Genomic DNA, 19,903 nt, shown 5'->3' with positions numbered 1-19,903 from the left:
CGTGGGAGGATCGAACCCATGCGTCTCGTCGTCGCCGGCAGCCCCGCTGCGGCCGTCCCCACCCTCCGCCGTCTGGCGGCGTCCGACCACGAGATCGTCGCGGTGCTCACGCGGCCGGCCACCCCGCAGGGCCGCAAGCGTGTCCTCACCCCGACCCCGGTGGCCGTCGTCGCCGCGGAGCTCGGACTGCCGGTCATCGAGGCCTCGCGCGTCGACGACGCCGTCACCGCCCGGATCGCGGACCTCGACGTCGACCTCGGCGTGATCGTCGCCTACGGTGCACTGCTCCGCCGCCCGGCGCTCGACGCCCCGAGGCACGGCTGGATCAACCTGCACTTCTCCGACCTGCCGGCGTACCGCGGTGCTGCTCCCGTGCAGCGTGCGGTGATGGCCGGCGACACCCGGACCGCCGCCACGGTCTTCCAGCTGGTCGAGGCGCTCGACGCCGGCCCGGTCTACGCCGCGCGGCCCTTCGAGATCGACCCCGAGGCGACCTCGGGCGAGGTCCTCGCGGCGATGGCCGAGGTCGGCGCCGACGTGGTGGCGGACGTCGTGGACGCCATCGCCGACGGCACCGCCGTCGCGACCGAGCAGTCCGGCGAGCCCACGGTCGCCCCGAAGCTCACGATCGACGACGGCCGCATCGACTTCGCCGCGCCCGCCACCGTCGTGCACGCGCGGCTGCGCGGGGTCACGCCCGAGCCGGGCGCGTACGCCCACCTGGGCGAGACCCGCGTGAAGCTGCTCCGCATCACCCTCCAGCCGGGAGGCACGCAGGACCCCGCCCCGTCGCTCGCGCCGGGTGCGCTCGCACTCCACGGCGGTCGGCTGCTGGTCGGGACCGCCGACACCCCGCTGGTGCTGCTCGAGGTGCAGCCGGCGGGCAAGAAGGCGATGGACGCCGCCGCCTGGGCCCGTGGCCTCGGCGAACTGGACGGGAAGGTCCTCGCATGAGCCCCCAGACGAAGCCCCAGGGTGCCCGCCGCGGCCCGCGTCCGGCGAGTGCCCGCCGCGTGGCGTTCGACGTGCTCCGCGCCGTGCAGGTCGACGACGCCTACGCGAACCTGCTGCTGCCGACGCGCATCCGCCGCGCCGGGCTCACGGCCCGCGACGCCGGGTTCGCGACCGAGCTCACCTACGGGTCGATCCGGATGCTCGGCCGCTACGACGTGATCATCGCGCTGGCCTCCGGTCGCCGGACCGAGAACATCGAGGCGGACGTCCTCGACGTGATGCGCCTCGGTGCGCACCAGCTGCTCGCCATGCGCACGCCGACGCACGCCGCCGTCGACGCCACGGTCGAGCTCGCCCGCGAGGTCGGTGCCCGCCGCGCGACCGGGTTCGTGAACGCCGTGATGCGCAAGATCGCCGCCCGCACCGATCAGGAGTGGGACGCCCTGATCACCGAGGGCCGTGCCGGGGACGCCCTGCTCGCCACCCGCTGGTCGCACCCCGTCTGGGTCGTCTCGGCGCTCCGCGACGCTCTGGCCGCCGAACACTCCCGCGACGAGCTCGCCGCCCTGCTCGCCGCCGACAACGCCGCACCCCGGGTGCAGCTCGCGGCCCTGCCCGGACTCGCCACCGACGAGGACATCGCCACCGCGACCGCCCGCACCGCCCCGGACGACGACACCGACGCCGCGTTCGCCGACGCGACCGGTGCGGACGACGTGCCCGCGGCCCTGGTGCCCGCCGACGACGAACCGGAGGCCGACGGCGCGACCGGCACCGTGCCTCCCGTCCGGGCCGACGAGCCCGTCGTGCAGGCGGACGCCGCGCCGGTGTCGCCCGTCGGCATCCGCGGCATCAGCGGCGACCCGGCGCGCGTGCCGGGCGTCGCCGCCGGACGCCTGCGCGTGCAGGACGAGGGGTCGCAGCTCGCCGCGCTGGCGCTGAGCCGCTCGTCGGACGTGCGTGCGGGGGAGCGATGGCTCGACATGTGCGCCGGGCCCGGCGGCAAGGCCGCGCTGCTCGCCGCCGAGGCGCAGCAGGGCGGGGCGACCCTGGTCGCCAACGAGCTCGTGCCCGCCCGCGCCGGACTCGTGCGGAACGCCCTCGGCGTGTTCGGTGACCACGTGCGGGTCGTCGAGGGCGACGCCCGTCGGTACGGCCGCGACGGCACCGGGATGACCTTCGACCGCATCCTGCTCGATGCCCCGTGCACCGGGCTCGGCGCGCTGCGTCGCCGGCCGGAGGCACGCTGGCGGAAGCTCCCCGAGGACGTCGAGGAGCTCGCTGCCCTGCAGACCGAACTGCTCGACGCCGCCGTCCGGGTGCTCGCACCGGGCGGGACCCTGGCGTACGTGACCTGCTCGCCGCACCTGGCCGAGACCCGCGGGCAGGTCGACGCGCTGATGGGGCGGCACAGCGACCGGCTCGAGCAGCTCGACACTGCCACGATCGTCCGGGGTGTCGCCGCACGTGACCCCGAGATCGCCGACGGTGCCACGGCGCAGCTGTGGCCGCACCGGATCGGGACGGACGCGATGTTCATCGCGCTGTTCCGTCGCGTCGACTGACCACCCCGCCGACCGGGATCGGGCTCAGCGCGACCGTCGGTAGGCACTGCCGTCGCACGTGTGCACGGCCGTGTCGTCGAACAAGGTGCGCAGGTTGTACGCGGCGCAGTCCCGGAACGTACCGATGCTGATCCACCGCGCCGAGCGGCGCAGCTCGCCCTTGGATGGGCCGTCCGAACCGATGCCGGCGCGGTGGACCGTCCAGGCGATGTCCTGCGCCTCGGCGTCGAGGTAGCGCATCACCGACTCGTTGTCCGCGTGCTGTCCGATGTACTCCCGCGCGAGCGTCGACCGGACGAGGCGGAGCACGGGCGCGAGCCGCTTGCCGGGAGGCGCACTCAGCCCTCCGGCCTGGTAGAGCAGCCGCCGGGTGCCGCTCCGGCGCATGGCCGGCACGAGCGTGCGGACGAACGCGGTGTTGACCGGTCGCTCGCGCTGCGCGGCGACGTCCCCGAGCATCACGACCACGCCCGTCACGCCGTCGAGCAGTGCATCGAGGTCGAGGTCGTCGGCGACCGAGCCCTGCACGACCTGCAGGTCGTCGTGCTGGACAGCCAGCTTCGACGGCGTCCGTGCGACTGCTCGGACGCGGTGCCCGGCGTCGAGTGCGAGTCGGGTGAAGTGCTGGCCGGTTTGGCCGGTCGCGCCGAACACGAGGAGGGTCTGTTCCGAAGGCATGTCGTCAAACTAGGCGTTGCCTAGAAAATAGTCAATGCCTAGTTCGGGACTAGGATGTCCCCATGACCGAGCGGCCCTTCCACCACGGGAACCTGCGGGCGGTGCTCCTCGACGAGGCCGTCGCGGTGCTTCGGGAGTCAGGGGTCGACGGACTCTCGCTCCGCGACCTCGCCCGCCGCGCCGGGGTCAGTCATGGCGCCCCCCGTAGTCACTTCGTCGATCGGCAGGCGCTCCTCGACGCCCTCGCCGTGCTCGGTTTCGAGCGACTGACCACCGCGGTGCGCCGGGCCCTCTCCGGCTCGGGCGACCTCGACGACCGGTTCCGTCGGGTCGCCATGGCGTACGTCGACTTCGCCATCGACGACGCGGCGCTCATGGACCTCATGTTCCAGGCGTCGACGGCCGGCCGGTCCGGCCCCGTGCAGACCGCCGCCGAATCGCTGTTCGCCGTGCTCGACGGCGCGCTCGGAGCGTCCGCGCCGGAGCCCGGCGAGGACGCCCGGACCACCTTCAAGCTCCTGTTCGCCGCGACCATGCAGGGGATCGCGGGCCTCGTCGTGTCGCGCCGGATCGACCGCCCGCAGGGCGAGCGGCTGGTCGAAGCAGCACTCGGGACGATGCTCCGGTCCGACCTCGGCACGCGCGCCCTCGGCGACGGCTGACCCCGCCCCCGGACGGCGCCGCGCGCACCCGGGCAGCGCAGCCAGGCAGGCGCACGCCGGTAGGCTTGCCCGGTGACGATCCGCATCTCGCCGAGCATCCTGTCCGCCGACTTCGCGAACCTCGAGCGCGAACTCCAGCGCATCGAGACCGCCGACCTGGTGCACGTCGACGTGATGGACAACCACTTCGTCCCGAACCTGACGCTCGGGCTGCCGATCGTGCAGCGCCTGCAGCAGGTGTCGCCGGTGCCGCTCGACGTGCACCTGATGGTGACCGACGCCGACGTCAACGCGCCGAAGTACGCCGAGACGGGCGCGTCGAGCGTCACGTTCCACTTCGAGGCAGCCGACGACCCGGTGGCGACCGCCGCGGCGATCCGGTCGAACGGTGCCCGGGCCGCAGTCGCCGTGAAGCCCGGTACCCCGATCACGCAGGTGCTGCACCACCTCGACGCCTACGACATGATCCTGCTGATGACGGTCGAGCCCGGGTTCGGCGGCCAGTCCTTCATGCCGTCCGTGATGCCGAAGCTCGCCGACGCCCGCGCTGCCGTCGACGCGTCCGGGCTCGACGTCTGGCTCGAGGTGGACGGCGGGATCGCGGTCGACACCGTGCCCGAGGCCGTCCGGAGTGGTGCCGACACCCTGGTGGCGGGCTCCGCGGTGTACGGCGGCGAACCCGCCGCGCGCATCGCCGACCTGCGCGAGGCTGCCGCTCGGGCGCGCTCGTGACCGGGGGAGCGCCGGAGCGCACCGGCGTCACCGAGGCGACCACTGCCTCCCGTCCGGACGGTGCGTCGGCAGCGTCAGCGGAGACCGGTAGCCTGGACCCCGTGAAGACGTTCGACGACCTGTTCCAGGAGCTCACCGAGAAGGCGCGCACGCGCCCCGAGGGCTCCGGCACCGTCGCCGAACTGGACGCCGGCGTGCACCAGATCGGCAAGAAGATCGTGGAGGAAGCCGCCGAGGTCTGGATGGCGGCCGAGTACGAGGGCGACGAGCGCACCTCGGAGGAGATCTCGCAGCTGATCTACCACCTCCAGGTCCTCATGGTCGCCAAGGGACTCACCCCGGCGGACGTCTGGCGACATCTGTAGGAAGCGCCGCCCGGCGCACCGACGACCGCCGACGACCCCACAGAAAGCAGACCCACTGATGCTCCGCATCGCCGTGCCCAACAAGGGCTCCCTGTCCGAGACCGCGTCCGACATGCTGCGGGAGGCCGGGTACGCCGGCCGCCGCGACCCGAAGGCGCTGCACCTGCTCGACGAGCGCAACGGCGTCGAGTTCTTCTTCCTCCGCCCGCGGGACATCGCCACGTACGTGGGGTCCGGCGCGCTCGACGTCGGCATCACCGGCCGCGACCTGCTGCTCGACTCCGGGTCCGAGGCGCACGAGGTCGACGCGCTCGGCTTCGCCGACTCCACCTTCCGGTTCGCCGGCACCCCGGGTCGGTTCGCCTCGCTGCAGGACCTCGACGGCGTGCGGGTGGCCACGAGCTACCCCGGACTGGTCGGTGCGTTCCTCGCCGAGCACGGGGTCAGCTCCACGCTCGTGAAGCTCGACGGCGCGGTCGAGAGCGCCGTCCGGCTCGGGGTCGCCGACGCCGTGGCCGACGTCGTGTCGACGGGCAGCACGCTCCGGCAGGCGGGCCTCGAGATCTTCGGCCCGGTGATCCTCGAGTCGACCGCGGTGCTCGTGTCCACCGACGAGACCATCCCCGGCATCGACGTGCTCCGCCGACGCCTGCAGGGCGTGCTCGTCGCCCGTGGCTACGTGATGCTCGACTACGACGTCCCCACGGCCCTGCTCGAGCAGGCGACGGCGGTGGCGTCCGGCATCGAGTCGCCCACCGTGTCGCCGCTGCACGACCGCGACTGGGCGGCCGTCCGCGTGATGATCCCGCGGGACGACGCGAACCTCATCATGGACGCGCTCTACGACCTCGGCGCCCGGGCGATCCTCGTCAGCCCGATCCACGCCGCACGCCTGTGACCGCCGGTGGCGTGTCGGTCCGGGTCATCCCGTGCCTCGACGTCAAGGGCGGCCGCGTCGTCAAGGGCGTCAACTTCCTCGACCTGCAGGACGCCGGTGACCCCGTCGAGCTCGCGGCTCGGTACTACGAGCAGGGTGCCGACGAGCTGACCTTCCTCGACGTCGGCGCCACGGTCGAGAACCGGGCGACGATGTACGACACCGTGACCCGGACGGCCGAGCAGGTCTTCATCCCGCTCACCGTCGGTGGTGGGGTGCGCAGCGTCGACGACGTCTCGCGCCTGCAGCAGTGCGGCGCGGACAAGATCGGCGTGAACAGCGCAGCGATCGCCCGGCACGAGCTCATCGGGGAGATCGCCGACCGGTTCGGTGCCCAGGCCGTCGTGCTGTCGCTCGACGTCAAGCGATCCGACCGGATGCCGTCGGGCTTCGTGGTCACCACCCACGGCGGGCGGACCGAGTCCGACCTCGACGCCATCGCGTGGGCACGCGAGGCCGTCGAGCGCGGCGCGGGGGAACTGCTCGTCAACTCCATCGACGCCGACGGCACGAAGAACGGGTTCGACCTCGAACTCGTGGCCGCGGTGCGCGCCGTCTCGTCCGTCCCGGTGATCGCCTCGGGAGGCGCGGGTCGCGTCGAGCACTTCGCCCCGGCCGTCGACGCGGGAGCGGATGCAGTCCTCGCCGCCAGCGTCTTCCACCGTGGCGAGATGACCGTGGGGGACGTCAAGGCCGCGCTCCGCGCGACCGGCCACGCCGTCCGCTGATCCGCCGCCGTAGGCTAGGAGCCTCATGACCGACAGCACCAGCACCGACACCGAGGCGGTCCTCGACCGCGCACACTTCGGTGCGGACGGCCTGCTCCCCGCCATCGTGCAGGAGGAATCGTCGAAGGACGTCCTCATGCTCGGCTACATGGACCGGGAAGCCCTCCGCCGCACCCTCACCGAAGGCCGTGTGACCTTCTGGTCGCGGTCGCGCAACGAGTACTGGCGGAAGGGTGACACGTCGGGACACGCCCAGTACGTCCGTGGTGCCGCGCTGGACTGCGACGACGACACGCTCCTCGTCACGGTGCAGCAGGTCGGGGCGGCGTGCCACACCGGTGCGCACCGGTGCTTCGACGTCGACCCGCTCGCGCCCGTGACCATGTCCGCCCCGGCGGGCACGGCCGTGGAGCCGACCCGATGACCACCGCGACGATCTCCGAGACCCCGCACACGACCTCCCGACCGGAGTTCGACGGCCTGCTCGGCGACCACCGCGTCCTGCCGGTCGTCCGCGCGCTGTACGGCGACAGCGAGACGCCGGTCGGCGTCTACCGCAAGCTCGCCGACGGCCGCCCCGGGTCCTTCCTGCTCGAGTCCGCCGGTCAGGGTGGCCTGTGGTCACGCTGGTCGTTCGTCGGCGTGCGGAGCTTCGGCGTCCTGACGCAGGACGGCGACCGTGCGGCCTGGATCGACACCGGCATCGACGCCGAGCGCGCCGTCGGGTCGCTCGACGGCGCCCCCCTCGAGGTCCTCGCACGGTTGCACGAGCGCTGGGCCACACCGCGTGTGCCCGGCTCGCCGCCGCTCGTCGGCGGCACCGTCGGCTTCATCGGGTGGGAGGCCGTGCGGCAGCTCGAGCACCTGCCGAACGTGCCGCCGGCCGACTTCGACGTGCCCGGACAGGCGCTGTCGTTCGTCTCCGAACTCGCCGCGCTCGACCACCGCACCGGTCTCGTGCTGCTGGTCGCGAGCGTGCTGAACGACGGCACCGACGACGCGGACACCCTGTGGGCGGACGCGCAGCAGCGCCTCGACCGCATGCAGGGCGACCTGGTGCAGCCGAGCGTCGCAACCGTCGCCGAGGCCTTCGAGATCGCCGAGCCGACCCCGACCCACCGCACGAGCCCGGCCGACTACATGGCGGCCGTCGAGCGCTCGAAGGGCTTCATCCGCGACGGTGACGTGTTCCAGGTCGTCATCTCGCAGCGGTTCGACCACGAGGTCACGGCCGACCCACTCGACGTCTACCGGGTGCTCCGGACGCTGAACCCGAGCCCGTACATGTACTTCCTCGCCCTCGCGGACACCGCCGACGAGCGGTTCTGGATCGTCGGCGCTTCACCAGAGGCGCTGGTCAAGGTGCAGGGCGACCGCGCGATCACGCACCCCATCGCCGGGTCCCGCCCGCGTGGTGCGACCCCGGAAGCGGACGTCCACCTCGGCGAGGACCTGCTCGGCGACCCGAAGGAGCGCGCCGAGCACCTGATGCTCGTCGACCTCGCCCGCAACGACCTGCAGAAGGTGTGCGAGCCGGGCACCGTCAGCGTCACCGAGTTCATGACCGTCGAGCGGTTCAGCCACATCATGCACCTGGTGTCGAGCGTCGAGGGGCGGGTGCGTCCCGACGCCTCGGCGATCGACGTGTTCCGGGCGACGTTCCCGGCCGGCACGCTCTCGGGCGCGCCGAAGCCGCGTGCGCTCGAGATCATCGACGAGCTCGAGCCGGCGAAGCGCGGTGCGTACGCCGGTGTCGTCGGGTACTTCGACTTCGCCGGTGACGCCGACCTGGCGATCGCGATCCGCACCGCCCTGATCAAGGACGGCGTCGCCCGCGTGCAGGCCGGTGCCGGACTCGTCGCGGACTCCGACCCGGAGACCGAGCACGTCGAGGCGGTCAACAAGGCCGCCGCCCCGCTGCGTGCCGTCGCCACGGCCAACCGGATGCGCGAGGTCCGCTCGTGAAGCGCTCGCGTCCGATCGTGGTCGTCGCCGGGCTCCTGGTCGCCGGCGTCGTCATGCTCGCCTGGACCCAGACCTGGTTCACCGTGCGCCTGCACGCGGGCGCCGCCGTCACCTCGACGGTCTCGGCCGACGGGGCGGCGGTCGTGCCGCAGTACACCGCGCTGGCGATCGCGAGCCTCGCGCTCTTCCTGGCGATGACCATCGCCGGACGGGTGCTGCGCATCGTGCTCGCCGCCGTCGAGATCCTGCTCGGCCTCGGGGTGGTCGTCAGCGGGATCACCGCACTCCGTGACCCGATCGCCGCTGCACGCGGTGCCGTCGGCGAGGTCGCCGGGGTCAGTGACCTCGGCGCCGTCCGCGGTGTCGTGTCGAGCGTCTCCGTGAGCCCGTGGCCCGCCGTCGGGATCGCGGGCGGCGTCCTCGCCGTGCTGCTCGGCGTGGTCGTCATCGTGGTCCAGCGCGCCTGGCCCGGCCCGAGCCGGAAGTACGGCGCCGCGACCGCCGGAGCCGCCGCGGCGGCACGCGCGGCAGCACCCGTCCAGCGCGACGCGGTCGTCGACTGGGACGACCTGAGCGCGGGCGTGGACCCGACCACCGCCGACGGCGCGGGCGCGGGGGCGCCGAGTGACGACACGGTAGGATCAACAGGGCGTCGCTCGACCGACGACGCCGGAGCAGAACGAGGAGCACCGTGAGCAACACTGAGCCCGCAGAACTCGGCGAAGGCCACTCGCCGGCCGCCTGGACCGCCGTCGTGATCATGCTGATCGGATTCGCGGCAGGCACGCTGTTCTTCTGGTTCGACCAGCCGTGGGGCGTCTGGGCCTCCGCTGGCGTCGTCCTCATCGGCCTCATCGTCGGTGGCGTGATGAAGAAGGCCGGCTACGGCGTCGACGGTCCGAAGTTCGTCCCCAAGCACCACGGCGAGTAGGGGTCTCCCGATGCCGAACGTGCTCGAGACCCTCGTCGCGGGCGCGCTCGAGGACGCCGCCGCCCGTCGTGTCGACCGTCCGTACTCGGACGTCGAACGCGACCTCGACCGGGTGGCGTCGCCGCTCGATGCCCTCGCGTTCCTCAGCCCGGGCGACCGGGTGAAGATCATCGCCGAGGTCAAGCGCGCCAGCCCGTCCCGCGGGTCGATGGCCGCGATCGCCGACCCGGCTGCCCTCGCCGCCGACTACGAGCGTGGTGGGGCCTCGACGATCAGCGTCCTGACCGAGGGCCGCAAGTTCCTCGGCAGCCTCGCCGACCTCGAAGCCGTGAAGGCCCGCGTCGGGGTCCCCGTGCTCCGCAAGGACTTCATCGCCGACCCGTACCAGGTGATCGAGGCCCGGGCGTCCGGAGCCGACGTCGTGCTGCTCATCGTGGCGGCGCTCGAACAGGCCCGCCTGGTCGAACTGCACACCCTGGCCGAAGAACTCGGCATGCGCGTGCTGGTCGAGGCGCACTCCGGTGACGAGGTCACGCGTGGCCTCGACGCCGGCGCCCGCATCCTCGGCGTCAACGCCCGTGACCTGACCGACTTCTCGCTCGACCGCGACCTGTTCGGGTCGCTCGCCGACCGCATCCCCACCGGGGTCGTGCGGGTCGCCGAGTCCGCGGTCTCCGGTCCGGCCGACGTCGCCCACTACCGGGCAGCCGGCGCCGACGTCGTGCTGGTCGGCGAAGCGCTCGTGACGGGTGACGACCCCGCCGCGACCCTGGCGTCGTTCGTCGACGCCGCCGACCAGGCCTGACCGGCTCACCGGACCGCTGACCAGCGGCCCGGACCGCCCACGCATCGAGGCCGCCGACCGCGGCCGCACGTTCCACCCGTCCGACGCGGCCCACCGGCCGCGTCGGACTCGTCCCGGGAGACACATCGTGACCTCACTCCGCGACCTGCACGGCCCCTACTTCGGTGACTTCGGCGGACGCTTCGTCCCCGAGTCCCTCGTCCTCGCGCTCGACGAGCTCGAGGCCGCCTTCCGTCAGGCCTGGGCGGACCCGGCGTTCCGTGCGGAGCTCGACGAGCTGCAGCGCGACTACACCGGGCGCCCGTCGATCATCACCGAGGTGCCGCGGTTCGCGAAGCACGCCGGTGGCGCTCGGGTGATCCTGAAGCGCGAGGACCTGAACCACACCGGTTCCCACAAGATCAACAACGTCCTCGGCCAGGCCCTCGTCGCCCGTCGGCTCGGCAAGACCCGCCTGATCGCCGAGACCGGTGCCGGCCAGCACGGCGTCGCCACCGCGACCGCTGCCGCGCTGTTCGGCATGGAGTGCGTCGTCTACATGGGCGCCGTGGACACCGAGCGACAGGCCCTCAACGTGGCCCGGATGCGCCTGCTCGGCGCCGAGGTCATCCCCGTCGAGACCGGTTCGCGCACCCTGAAGGACGCCATCAACGACGCGCTGCGCGACTGGGTCGCCAACGTCGAGTCGACGCACTACCTGCTCGGCACGGTCGCCGGTCCGCACCCGTTCCCCGAGATGGTGCGCGAGTTCCACAAGGTCATCGGCGAGGAAGCGCGCCAGCAGGTCCTCGACCGCGTCGGACGCCTGCCGGACGCCGTCGCGGCCTGCGTGGGCGGTGGATCGAACGCGATGGGCATCTTCGAGGCGTTCCTCGACGACGAGTCCGTCGCGCTGCACGGCTTCGAGGCCGGCGGCGACGGCGTCGAGACCGGTCGGCACGCGGCGAGCATCACGCTCGGTCGCGAGGGCGTGCTGCAGGGCGCGAAGTCGTACCTGATGCAGGACGAGGACGGCCAGACGATCGAGAGCCACAGCATCTCCGCCGGACTCGACTACCCGAGCGTCGGACCGGAGCACGCGTACCTGGCGTCGATCGGCCGCGCGAAGTACCAGCCGATCACCGACACCGAGGCGATGGAGGCGTTCCGCCTGCTGAGCCAGACCGAGGGCATCATCCCGGCGATCGAGTCGTCCCACGCCCTCGCCGGTGCCATGAAGCTCGGCAAGGAGCTCGGCCCCGAGGGCGTCGTGCTCGTGAACCTGTCCGGCCGGGGCGACAAGGACGTCGCGTCCGCCAGTCGCTACTTCGGCATCCTCGACGAGAACGCGGTGCAGCTGTGACCACGAACCGGACCGTCGCCACGACGATCGACACCGCCAACGCCGAGCGCGCCGGAGCCGTCGTCGGCTACCTGCCCGCCGGGTACCCGAACCTGCAGACCAGCGTCGACGCCGCCGTCGCCCTCGCCGAGAACGGCGTGGACGTCATCGAGTTCGGCCTGCCGTACTCGGACCCGGTGATGGACGGCCCCGTGATCCAGCGGGCGGCCGAGGAGAGCCTGGCGAACGGCTTCCGGGTCGCACAGGTCTTCGACGCCGTGCAGCAGATCACCGAGCGGGCCGACGTGCCGGTGCTCGTCATGACGTACTGGAACCCGGTGCTGCGCTACGGCGTGGACCGCTTCGCCGACGACCTCGTCGCCGCCGGAGCCGCCGGCCTCATCACGCCCGACCTCATCCCCGACGAGGCCTCCGCGTGGACCGAGGCCTCCGAGCGGACCGGGCTCGACCGAGTCTTCCTCGCCGCACCGTCCTCGTCGGACGAGCGCATGCGCCAGGCGGTCGAGGCCAGCCGTGGGTTCGTCTACGCCGTCTCCACGATGGGTGTGACCGGTGCACGGGCCGGGGTCGACGTCGCCGCACGCACGGTGGTGTCGCGCCTGCGCGACGCCGGGGTCGAGCGCACCTGCGTGGGTCTCGGGATCTCGACGGCCGAGCAGGTCGGCGAGGTGCTCGAGTACGCCGACGGCGCCATCGTCGGGTCCGCGTTCGTCCGCGCGCTGGCCGACCTCGGTGTGCAGGGTGTGGCCGACCGTGCCGCCGACCTCGCCACCGGCGCCCGCCGCCGCTAGTCCAGTTCCTGTCGGGCCCGCGACCCGCGCTACAGTGAGCGAGGCCGACGCCACGTCGACCGCGCCCCGTCAGTTCCGAAAGGCGACAGCACCTCCATGCCCCTCCTGAGCATCCCGAGCCCGAGCACCGCCTGGCAGTACTTCGACCTGACCGCCTGGCTGCGCGACGCGTTCGGCTGGTCGCTGCCCCTCGACTTCCGCATCCACGCGTACGCGATCTGCATCCTGATCGGGATCGTGGCCGCGGTCGTCCTGGCGAACCGCCGACTCAACGCCCGCGGCGTCGAGCGCTGGATCATCATCGACATCGCGATCTGGGCCGTGCCCGCCGGTATCATCGGCGGTCGCCTCTTCCACGTGTTCACCCACGTGTCCGACTACTTCGGCCCCGGCATCGACCCGCTGTCCTTCCTGTACATCTGGGAGGGCGGGCTCGCCATATTCGGCGCACTCATCCTCGGGTCGGTCGGCGCGTGGATCGGCTGCCGCCAGGTGGGCCTGCGGTTCACGTCGTTCATCGACGCCGTCGTGCCGGGCGTCCTGCTCGCGCAGGCCTTCGGTCGTCTGGGCAACTACTTCAACCAGGAGCTCTTCGGCATGCCGACGAGCCTGCCCTGGGGCCTCGAGATCGACTCGAGCAACGCCGCGTTCCCGAAGGGTCTGCCCGAGGGCACGCTGTTCCACCCGACGTTCCTGTACGAGATCATCTGGAACGTCCTCGGTGTCGTCGTCATTCTGTTCCTCGCGCGCAAGTTCACGCTGCAGTGGGGCAAGGTCCTCGGCCTGTACCTGATCTGGTACGGCGCCGGACGATCGGTGCTCGAGTCCATCCGCGTCGACACGAGCGAGACCTTCTTCGGGGTCCGCACCAACGTGTGGGTGGCCCTCGCCGCGGTCGTCGTCGGCATCCTGATCTTCGTGGTGCAGAGCCGCCGGCACACCGGCAAGGAGCCGAGCCCGTACCTGCCGGGTCGCGGGCCCCGTCCGACCTCCGTTGTAGACTCCGAGGACACCTTCTCGGAGCACGACGACGACGCAGCAGACGGCGTCACGAGCGACGAACCGGTCACGACCACTCGCTGATCCCGTGGTGGGAGCACCCGCTCCCGGCGACCACCGGTCACGCGCAGCACCACCAGCAGCAGCACCAGACGGTCTCCGCCACAAGCGGGGCCCAGCAACCTCGCCGGCCGGCAGGGCAACTCACTGACGGCGGGCACGGGCACCAGTCCCGCCCGCTCGGGCGGAACGCACCACCGGGCCACCGCTGTCCCTGTTCCACTTCCTCGTGAGGACGGTTCCCCATGGCGCTCCAGCCAACCCAGCCCTCGGCACCGACGAGCCTCGTGCCGCCGCACCGCCGCTTCTCCGCGATCCCGGACGCCACGGGCATGTACGACCCGGCGAACGAGAAGGACGCCTGCGGACTCGCGATGGTCGCGACCCTGCGCGGCACGCCCGGTCACGACATCGTCGACGCCGCACTCGGTGCGCTCCGGAACCTCGAGCACCGCGGTGCCGTGGGCTCCGACGCGGGCACCGGTGACGGCGCGGGCATCCTGTGCCAGGTGCCCGACGAGTTCCTCCGGGCCGTCGTGCCCTTCGAGCTGCCGGCCGCGGGGGAGTACGCCGTCGGTACCGCCTACCTGCCCCTGGACGACGACGCGCGCCACGCGGTGAAGGGCGCCGTCGAGCGGCTCGCCCGCGAAGAGGGCCTGAAGGTCCTCGGGTGGCGCGAGGTCCCGGTGCGTCCGGAGGTCCTCGGCACGCTCGCCCGTGCCGCGATGCCGGCGTTCGAGCAGCTGTTCGTCGCCTCCATCCGGCACGACGTGCACGGTGCCTCGTGGAGCGGCATCGCGCTGGACCGCCAGGCCTTCCGGCTCCGCAAGCGCGCCGAGCACGACAACGACCTGTACTTCATGTCGCTGTCGAGCCGCACCATGGTCTACAAGGGCATGGTCACGACGCTCCAGCTCGAGCCGTTCTACCCGGACCTCAGCGACGAGCGCTTCGCGTCGAAGCTCGCGATCGTGCACTCGCGCTACTCCACCAACACGTTCCCGTCGTGGCCGCTCGCGCAGCCGTTCCGGACGATCGCGCACAACGGTGAGATCAACACCGTGCGCGGCAACCGCAACTGGATGCGCGCCCGCCAGTCGCAGCTCGAGAGCGAACTGCTCGGCGACATGGCCCCGCTCCTGCCCATCGTGAGCCCGGGGGCGAGCGACTCGGCCTCGTTCGACGAGGTACTCGAGCTGCTGACCCTGACCGGCCGGACCCTGCCGCACGCCGTGTCGATGATGGTGCCAGAGGCGTGGGAGAACCAGGTCGGGATGGACCCGGACCTCCGCGCGTTCTACGAGTACCACTCGATGCTCATGGAGCCGTGGGACGGCCCCGCTGCGATCACCTTCACCGACGGCTCGCTCGTCGGCGCCACCCTCGACCGCAACGGCCTGCGCCCCGGACGCTTCCTGGTCACGGACGACGGCCTCATCGTGATGGGCTCCGAGACCGGGGTCATCGACGTGCCGGCCGCCAAGGTCGTGCGCAAGGGGCGCCTGCGTCCGGGCCGGATGTTCCTGGTGGACACCGAGGCCGGCCGCATCATCGAGGACGACGAGGTCAAGCGCGAACTCGCCGCCTCGGGTCCCTGGGGTGACTGGCTCGAAGCCGGCCGCATCAACCTCAACGACCTGCCGGAGCGCGAGCACATCGTGCACACCCCGGCCTCGGTCACCCGTCGGCAGCGCGCGTTCGGGTACACCGAGGAAGAGGTCCGGATCCTGCTGCGCCCGATGGCGGCAGCGGGGGCCGAACCCCTCGGCGCGATGGGCTCGGACACCCCGATCGCCGTGCTGTCGGAGCGTCCGCGACTGCTCTTCGACTACTTCACGCAGCAGTTCGCGCAGGTGACCAACCCGCCGCTCGACTCGATCCGTGAGCAGGTCATCACCTCGATGGGGATGGGGCTCGGTCCGGAGCGCAACCTGCTCTCCGCCGGTCCCGAGCACGCGAAGCAGATCACGCTCGACTTCCCGGTGATCGACAACGACCAGCTCGCCAAGGTCCAGCACTTCGAGACCGAGTCGGGTCGCCACCTGACCGTCACGATCAAGGGCCTGTACCGCGTCGACGCCGGCAAGAAGGCGATGCAGAAGCGCATCGCCGCCGTGTGCGACGAGGTCGACGCCGCGATCGAGTCCGGCAAGCAGTTCATCGTGCTGTCCGACCGCGACGGCAACTCCGAGCAGGCACCGGTGCCGAGTCTCCTGCTCCTCGCCGCGGTCCACCACCACCTGATCCGCACCGAGCAGCGCATGAAGGTCGGGCTCATCGTCGAGGCCGGCGACGTGCGCGAGGTCCACCACGTGGCGACCCTCATCGGGTACGGTGCCTCGGCGATCAACCCGTACCTGGCGATGGAGACCTGCGAGAACCTGGTCCGCGCTGGCATGATCCCCGGGATCACCCCGGAGCAGGCCGTCAAGAACGTCATCAAGGCGCTCGGCAAGGGCGTGCTGAAGATCATGTCGAAGATGGGCATCTCCACGGTGTCCAGCTACGCCGGTGCGCAGGCGTTCGAGGCCGTCGGGCTCAGCCAGGAGTTCGTCGACAAGTACTTCACGGGCACCTCGTCGATCCTGGGCGGCGTCGACATCGACGTCATCGCCAAGGAGAACGCCGAGCGGCACGCCCAGGCGTACCCGCAGGACGGTGCGGTGCTCTCCCACGAGCGGCTGCAGATCGGTGGCGAGTACCAGTGGCGCCGTCAGGGCCCGCCGCACCTGTTCAACCCGGACACCGTGTTCCGCCTGCAGCACGCCACGCGCGCCCGCCGGTACGACATCTTCCGCGAGTACTCGAGCGCCGTGGACGACCAGTCCGAGCAACTCATGACGCTCCGCGGGCTGTTCCGGTTCAAGCAGGGCGCCCGGAAGCCCATCGCACTCGACGAGGTCGAGTCGATCGAGTCGATCGTCAAGCGGTTCAACACCGGTGCGATGTCCTACGGGTCCATCTCGAAGGAGGCCCACGAGACGCTCGCCATCGCGATGAACCGACTCGGTGGCCGATCGAACACGGGCGAGGGCGGCGAGGACGTCGACCGGCTCCTCGACCCCGAGCGCCGCAGCGCGATCAAGCAGGTCGCCTCCGGCCGGTTCGGCGTGACGAGCATGTACCTCACGCACGCCACCGACATCCAGCTCAAGATGGCGCAGGGCGCGAAGCCCGGCGAGGGCGGCCAGCTGCCCCCGGCGAAGGTCTACCCGTGGGTGGCCCGCACCCGGCACGCCACCGCTGGCGTCGGCCTCATCTCGCCGCCGCCGCACCACGACATCTACTCGATCGAGGACCTCAAGCAGCTGATCTTCGACGTCAAGCGCGCCAACCCGGCCGCCCGCGTCCACGTGAAGCTCGTGAGCCAGTCCGGCATCGGTGCGGTCGCGGCCGGTGTGACGAAGGCCCTGGCCGACGTCGTGCTCGTGTCCGGCCACGACGGCGGCACCGGCGCGAGCCCGCTGAACTCGCTCAAGCACGCCGGCACCCCGTGGGAGATCGGCCTGGCCGAGACCCAGCAGACGCTCATGCTGAACGGCATGCGCGACCGCGTCGTCGTGCAGGTGGACGGGCAGATGAAGACCGGGCGCGACGTCGTCGTGGCCGCGTTGCTCGGTGCCGAGGAGTACGGCTTCGCGACTGCACCGCTCGTGGTCGAGGGCTGCATCCTGATGCGCGTCTGCCACCTGGACACCTGCCCGGTCGGCGTCGCCACGCAGAACCCCGAGCTCCGCAAGCGGTTCTCCGGCAAGCCCGAGTTCGTCGTGAACTTCTTCGAGTTCATCGCGCAGGAGGTCCGCGAGCTCCTCGCCGAGCTCGGCTTCCGCAGCCTCGACGAGGCCATCGGGCAGACCGACGCGCTCGACGTCGACCGTGCCGTCGAGCACTGGAAGGCCTCGGGGCTCGACCTCGCGCCCGTGCTCAAGGGACCGCACTTCGACGACGCCGAACCGCGCCGCCACCACCGCGAGCAGGACCACGAGCTGGACCAGCACTTCGACGTGCAGCTCATCCAGCAGACCGCGGACGTGCTCGACCACGGCGGTTCGATCGCGCTCGACCTGCCCATCCGCAACACCGAGCGCGCCGTCGGCACCATGCTCGGCCACCAGGTGACCCTGCGACACGGCGAGCACGGTCTGCCGAACGGTTCGATCGACGTGACGCTGCGCGGTTCCGCCGGGCAGTCGCTCGGCGCGTTCCTGCCGGCGGGCATCACGCTGCGACTCATCGGCGACAGCAACGACTACGTCGGCAAGGGGCTCTCCGGCGGCCAGATCGTCGTCCGCCCCGACGCCGGTTCGGGCTTCGACCCCGCCGAGAACGTCATCGCCGGCAACGTCATCGGGTACGGCGCCACCCAGGGCAGCATGTTCATCCGCGGCATCGTGGGCGAGCGGTTCCTGGTGCGGAACTCCGGTGCCACGGCCGTCGTCGAGGGCGTGGGCGACCACGCGCTCGAGTACATGACGGGCGGGCTCGCGCTCATCCTCGGCGAGACCGGCCGGAACCTCGGTGCCGGCATGTCCGGTGGCACGGCGTACGTCCGTGGGCTCCGCGAGGAACACGTCAACACCGACGCCCTGGCATCCGGCGAACTCCGGCTCGAGGCGCTCGACAGCGCCGACGTCGAGATCGTCACCGACCTGCTCACCCGGCACGCCGACGAGACGGGGTCGACGCTCGCGTCCGACCTGCTGGCGTCCGGAGACCTGAGCGACTTCGTCAAGGTGCTGCCGCGCGACTACGCGGCGGTGCTCGAGACGCGCAGACAGGCCGTCGACGAGGGGCTCGACCCCGACGGTGACATCGTTTGGAATCGGATCATGGAGGTGACCGGTGGCTGAGCGTCACGCACGTCCGGAATCGACAGAGCTCATCACAACCCTGGAGGTGACCGGTGGCTGACCCCAAGGGATTCCTGAAGGTCCAGGAACGCGAACTCCCGCCCCGGCGACCCGTGCCCGTGCGGCTCATGGACTGGAAAGAGGTCTACGAGCAGCAGGAGTCCGGTGTCCTGAAGCGCCAAGCCGGCCGCTGCATGGACTGCGGCGTGCCGTTCTGCCACCAGGGCTGCCCGCTCGGCAACCTGATCCCGGAGTGGAACGACCTGACCTGGCGCGGTGAGGGCCGACAGGCGATCGAGCGTCTGCACGAGACGAACAACTTCCCGGAGTTCACGGGCCGGCTCTGCCCCGCCCCGTGCGAGTCGTCGTGCGTGCTCGGCATCAACCAGCCTCCGGTGACGATCAAGCAGGTCGAGGTCTCGATCATCGACCAGGCGTTCCAGAACGGCTGGGTCACGCCGCACCCGCCGGAGCGCCTGACGGGCAAGACCGTCGCCGTCGTGGGCTCCGGCCCCGCCGGACTCGCCGCCGCGCAGCAGCTCACGCGTGCCGGCCACACCGTCGCCGTCTACGAGCGGGACGACCGCATCGGCGGCCTGCTCCGCTACGGCATCCCGGACTTCAAGATGGAGAAGCGCCAGATCGACGCGCGCCTCGCCCAGATGCAGGCCGAGGGCACCCGGTTCCGTGCCGGGGTCGAGATCGGCAGGGACATCACCTGGGACGACCTGAAGTCACGCTACGACGCGGTCGTCGTCGCCACCGGTGCCACGGTGCCGCGCGACCTGCCGATCCCGGGGCGCGACCTCGAGGGCGTGCACTTCGCCATGGACTACCTGGTCCAGCAGAACAAGGCGAACGCGGGCACGACGGTCGACAACCAGATCACGGCCGAGGGCAAGCACGTCGTCGTCATCGGCGGCGGCGACACCGGCGCGGACTGCATCGGTACGGCCCACCGCCAGGGCGCGTTGAGCGTGACGAACCTGGCGATCGGCAAGCAGCCGCCGCTCGAGCGTCCGTCCGACCAGCCGTGGCCGATGTTCCCGACCGTGTTCGAGATCACGAGCGCCCACGAAGAGGGCGGCGAGCGGCACTTCCTCGCCTCCACCGTCGAGTTCCTGTCGAACGACGCCGGCGAGGTCCGCGCACTGCGGGTCGCCGAGACCGAGTACCTCGACGGCCGACGGGTCCCGAAGGCGGGCAGCGAGCGGGAGATCCCGGCCGACCTCGTCCTCATCGCGATGGGCTTCACCGGCCCCGAGTCGGACACGATCGAGCCGCAGCTCGGTCTGCCGACCACGGTCTCCGGGGCGCTCGACCGCCGTGCCGACTACGCGACCAACGAGGCCGGCGTGTTCGTCGCCGGCGACGCGGGTCGTGGGCAGTCGCTCATCGTGTGGGCGATCGCCGAGGGCCGTGCCGCGGCCGCACAGGTCGACGAGTACCTCGAGGGCTCCACGATCCTGCCGGCACCGGTCAAGGCGACCGACCGGGCGATCTCCGTCTGATGTCGGACGCGCACCAGATGTCGGGCCG

At 71.7% G+C, this 19,903-nt stretch carries 18 protein-coding genes; 17 read left to right on the top strand and 1 reads right to left on the bottom strand.

Annotated elements, in window-relative coordinates:
• Positions 1 to 18 precede the first annotated feature (18 nt).
• Positions 19 to 954 (top strand): methionyl-tRNA formyltransferase, encoded by a 936-nt coding sequence (fmt, locus tag HQQ79_RS09895; RefSeq protein WP_173033982.1) that lies wholly within the window; start codon positions 19 to 21, stop codon positions 952 to 954.
• Positions 951 to 2,519: an RsmB/NOP family class I SAM-dependent RNA methyltransferase gene (locus tag HQQ79_RS09890; RefSeq protein WP_254066183.1), complete on the top strand. Its 1,569-nt coding sequence runs from the start codon at positions 951 to 953 to the stop codon at positions 2,517 to 2,519. The genes fmt and HQQ79_RS09890 overlap by 4 nt, the downstream gene beginning before the upstream one ends.
• Positions 2,520 to 2,543: 24 nt before the next feature.
• On the opposite strand, the gene HQQ79_RS09885 is transcribed toward HQQ79_RS09890, so the two are convergent.
• Positions 2,544 to 3,197, bottom strand: coding sequence for an NAD(P)-dependent oxidoreductase (locus tag HQQ79_RS09885; RefSeq protein WP_173033980.1), 654 nt, complete (start codon positions 3,195 to 3,197; stop codon positions 2,544 to 2,546).
• Positions 3,198 to 3,259: 62 nt separating this feature from the next.
• On the opposite strand from HQQ79_RS09885, the gene HQQ79_RS09880 reads away from it, so the two are divergent.
• From HQQ79_RS09880 to HQQ79_RS09810, 15 genes are all read left to right on the top strand, one after another.
• Positions 3,260 to 3,859, top strand: coding sequence for a TetR/AcrR family transcriptional regulator (locus HQQ79_RS09880; protein WP_173033978.1), 600 nt, complete (start codon positions 3,260 to 3,262; stop codon positions 3,857 to 3,859).
• Positions 3,860 to 3,931: 72 nt separating this feature from the next.
• Entirely contained in the window at positions 3,932 to 4,591 is a 660-nt protein-coding gene (gene rpe / locus HQQ79_RS09875) for a ribulose-phosphate 3-epimerase (RefSeq protein ID WP_173033976.1), read from the top strand.
• A gap of 101 nt (positions 4,592 to 4,692) precedes the next feature.
• Positions 4,693 to 4,956, top strand: coding sequence for a phosphoribosyl-ATP diphosphatase (locus HQQ79_RS09870; RefSeq protein ID WP_027465728.1), 264 nt, complete (start codon positions 4,693 to 4,695; stop codon positions 4,954 to 4,956).
• A 58-nt stretch (positions 4,957 to 5,014) separates the two neighbouring features.
• Entirely contained in the window at positions 5,015 to 5,854 is an 840-nt protein-coding gene (hisG, locus tag HQQ79_RS09865) for an ATP phosphoribosyltransferase (protein WP_027465727.1), read from the top strand.
• 11 nt (positions 5,855 to 5,865) lie between these two features.
• Positions 5,866 to 6,621: an imidazole glycerol phosphate synthase subunit HisF gene (gene hisF, locus HQQ79_RS09860; RefSeq protein ID WP_232536485.1), complete on the top strand. Its 756-nt coding sequence runs from the start codon at positions 5,866 to 5,868 to the stop codon at positions 6,619 to 6,621.
• 25 nt (positions 6,622 to 6,646) lie between these two features.
• Positions 6,647 to 7,045: a phosphoribosyl-AMP cyclohydrolase gene (hisI, locus tag HQQ79_RS09855; RefSeq protein WP_071403727.1), complete on the top strand. Its 399-nt coding sequence runs from the start codon at positions 6,647 to 6,649 to the stop codon at positions 7,043 to 7,045.
• Positions 7,042 to 8,586 carry an anthranilate synthase component I gene (locus tag HQQ79_RS09850; protein WP_071403728.1) on the top strand — a complete coding sequence of 515 codons (1,545 nt, stop codon included), beginning with the start codon at positions 7,042 to 7,044 and terminating at the stop codon, positions 8,584 to 8,586. Before hisI ends, HQQ79_RS09850 begins: the two co-directional genes overlap by 4 nt.
• Positions 8,583 to 9,281, top strand: coding sequence for a Trp biosynthesis-associated membrane protein (locus HQQ79_RS09845; RefSeq protein ID WP_173033974.1), 699 nt, complete (start codon positions 8,583 to 8,585; stop codon positions 9,279 to 9,281). Before HQQ79_RS09850 ends, HQQ79_RS09845 begins: the two co-directional genes overlap by 4 nt.
• The gene (locus tag HQQ79_RS09840; RefSeq protein WP_017887200.1) at positions 9,278 to 9,517 is read left to right on the top strand and encodes an HGxxPAAW family protein; all 240 of its coding nucleotides are present in this window, start codon (positions 9,278 to 9,280) and stop codon (positions 9,515 to 9,517) included. The genes HQQ79_RS09845 and HQQ79_RS09840 overlap by 4 nt, the downstream gene beginning before the upstream one ends.
• Positions 9,518 to 9,536: 19 nt before the next feature.
• Positions 9,537 to 10,322, top strand: coding sequence for an indole-3-glycerol phosphate synthase TrpC (gene trpC, locus HQQ79_RS09835; RefSeq protein ID WP_027465722.1), 786 nt, complete (start codon positions 9,537 to 9,539; stop codon positions 10,320 to 10,322).
• A 127-nt stretch (positions 10,323 to 10,449) separates the two neighbouring features.
• Complete coding sequence (trpB, locus tag HQQ79_RS09830; RefSeq protein WP_071244754.1) at positions 10,450 to 11,664, top strand: tryptophan synthase subunit beta; 1,215 nt, start codon at positions 10,450 to 10,452, stop codon at positions 11,662 to 11,664.
• The gene (trpA, locus tag HQQ79_RS09825) at positions 11,661 to 12,455 is read left to right on the top strand and encodes a tryptophan synthase subunit alpha (protein WP_027465720.1); all 795 of its coding nucleotides are present in this window, start codon (positions 11,661 to 11,663) and stop codon (positions 12,453 to 12,455) included. The genes trpB and trpA overlap by 4 nt, the downstream gene beginning before the upstream one ends.
• 96 nt (positions 12,456 to 12,551) lie before the next feature.
• Positions 12,552 to 13,538: a prolipoprotein diacylglyceryl transferase gene (gene lgt / locus HQQ79_RS09820; protein WP_173033972.1), complete on the top strand. Its 987-nt coding sequence runs from the start codon at positions 12,552 to 12,554 to the stop codon at positions 13,536 to 13,538.
• Positions 13,539 to 13,846: 308 nt separating this feature from the next.
• Entirely contained in the window at positions 13,847 to 18,364 is a 4,518-nt protein-coding gene (gltB, locus tag HQQ79_RS09815; RefSeq protein ID WP_071244914.1) for a glutamate synthase large subunit, read from the top strand.
• A 53-nt stretch (positions 18,365 to 18,417) separates the two neighbouring features.
• Entirely contained in the window at positions 18,418 to 19,875 is a 1,458-nt protein-coding gene (locus tag HQQ79_RS09810; RefSeq protein WP_110858958.1) for a glutamate synthase subunit beta, read from the top strand.
• Positions 19,876 to 19,903: the final 28 nt, after the last annotated feature.

Source organism: Curtobacterium sp. VKM Ac-2852 (assembly GCF_013205045.1).
GTDB lineage: Bacteria > Actinomycetota > Actinomycetes > Actinomycetales > Microbacteriaceae > Curtobacterium > Curtobacterium flaccumfaciens.
The sequence above is the reverse complement of the archived record's forward strand: the minus strand, read 5'-3'. Positions and strand labels throughout refer to the sequence as shown.

Excerpts from the sequence above, each read along its gene's own strand:
- fmt (WP_173033982.1), top strand. The coding sequence starts at position 19 with ATGCGTCTCGTCGTCGCCGGCAGCCCCGCTGCGGCCGTCCCCACCCTC.
- HQQ79_RS09890 (WP_254066183.1), top strand. The coding sequence starts at position 951 with ATGAGCCCCCAGACGAAGCCCCAGGGTGCCCGCCGCGGCCCGCGTCCG.
- HQQ79_RS09885 (WP_173033980.1), bottom strand. The coding sequence starts at position 3,197 with ATGCCTTCGGAACAGACCCTCCTCGTGTTCGGCGCGACCGGCCAAACC.
- HQQ79_RS09880 (WP_173033978.1), top strand. The coding sequence starts at position 3,260 with ATGACCGAGCGGCCCTTCCACCACGGGAACCTGCGGGCGGTGCTCCTC.
- hisG (WP_027465727.1), top strand. The coding sequence starts at position 5,015 with ATGCTCCGCATCGCCGTGCCCAACAAGGGCTCCCTGTCCGAGACCGCG.
- hisI (WP_071403727.1), top strand. The coding sequence starts at position 6,647 with ATGACCGACAGCACCAGCACCGACACCGAGGCGGTCCTCGACCGCGCA.
- HQQ79_RS09850 (WP_071403728.1), top strand. The coding sequence starts at position 7,042 with ATGACCACCGCGACGATCTCCGAGACCCCGCACACGACCTCCCGACCG.
- lgt (WP_173033972.1), top strand. The coding sequence starts at position 12,552 with ATGCCCCTCCTGAGCATCCCGAGCCCGAGCACCGCCTGGCAGTACTTC.
- gltB (WP_071244914.1), top strand. The coding sequence starts at position 13,847 with ATGTACGACCCGGCGAACGAGAAGGACGCCTGCGGACTCGCGATGGTC.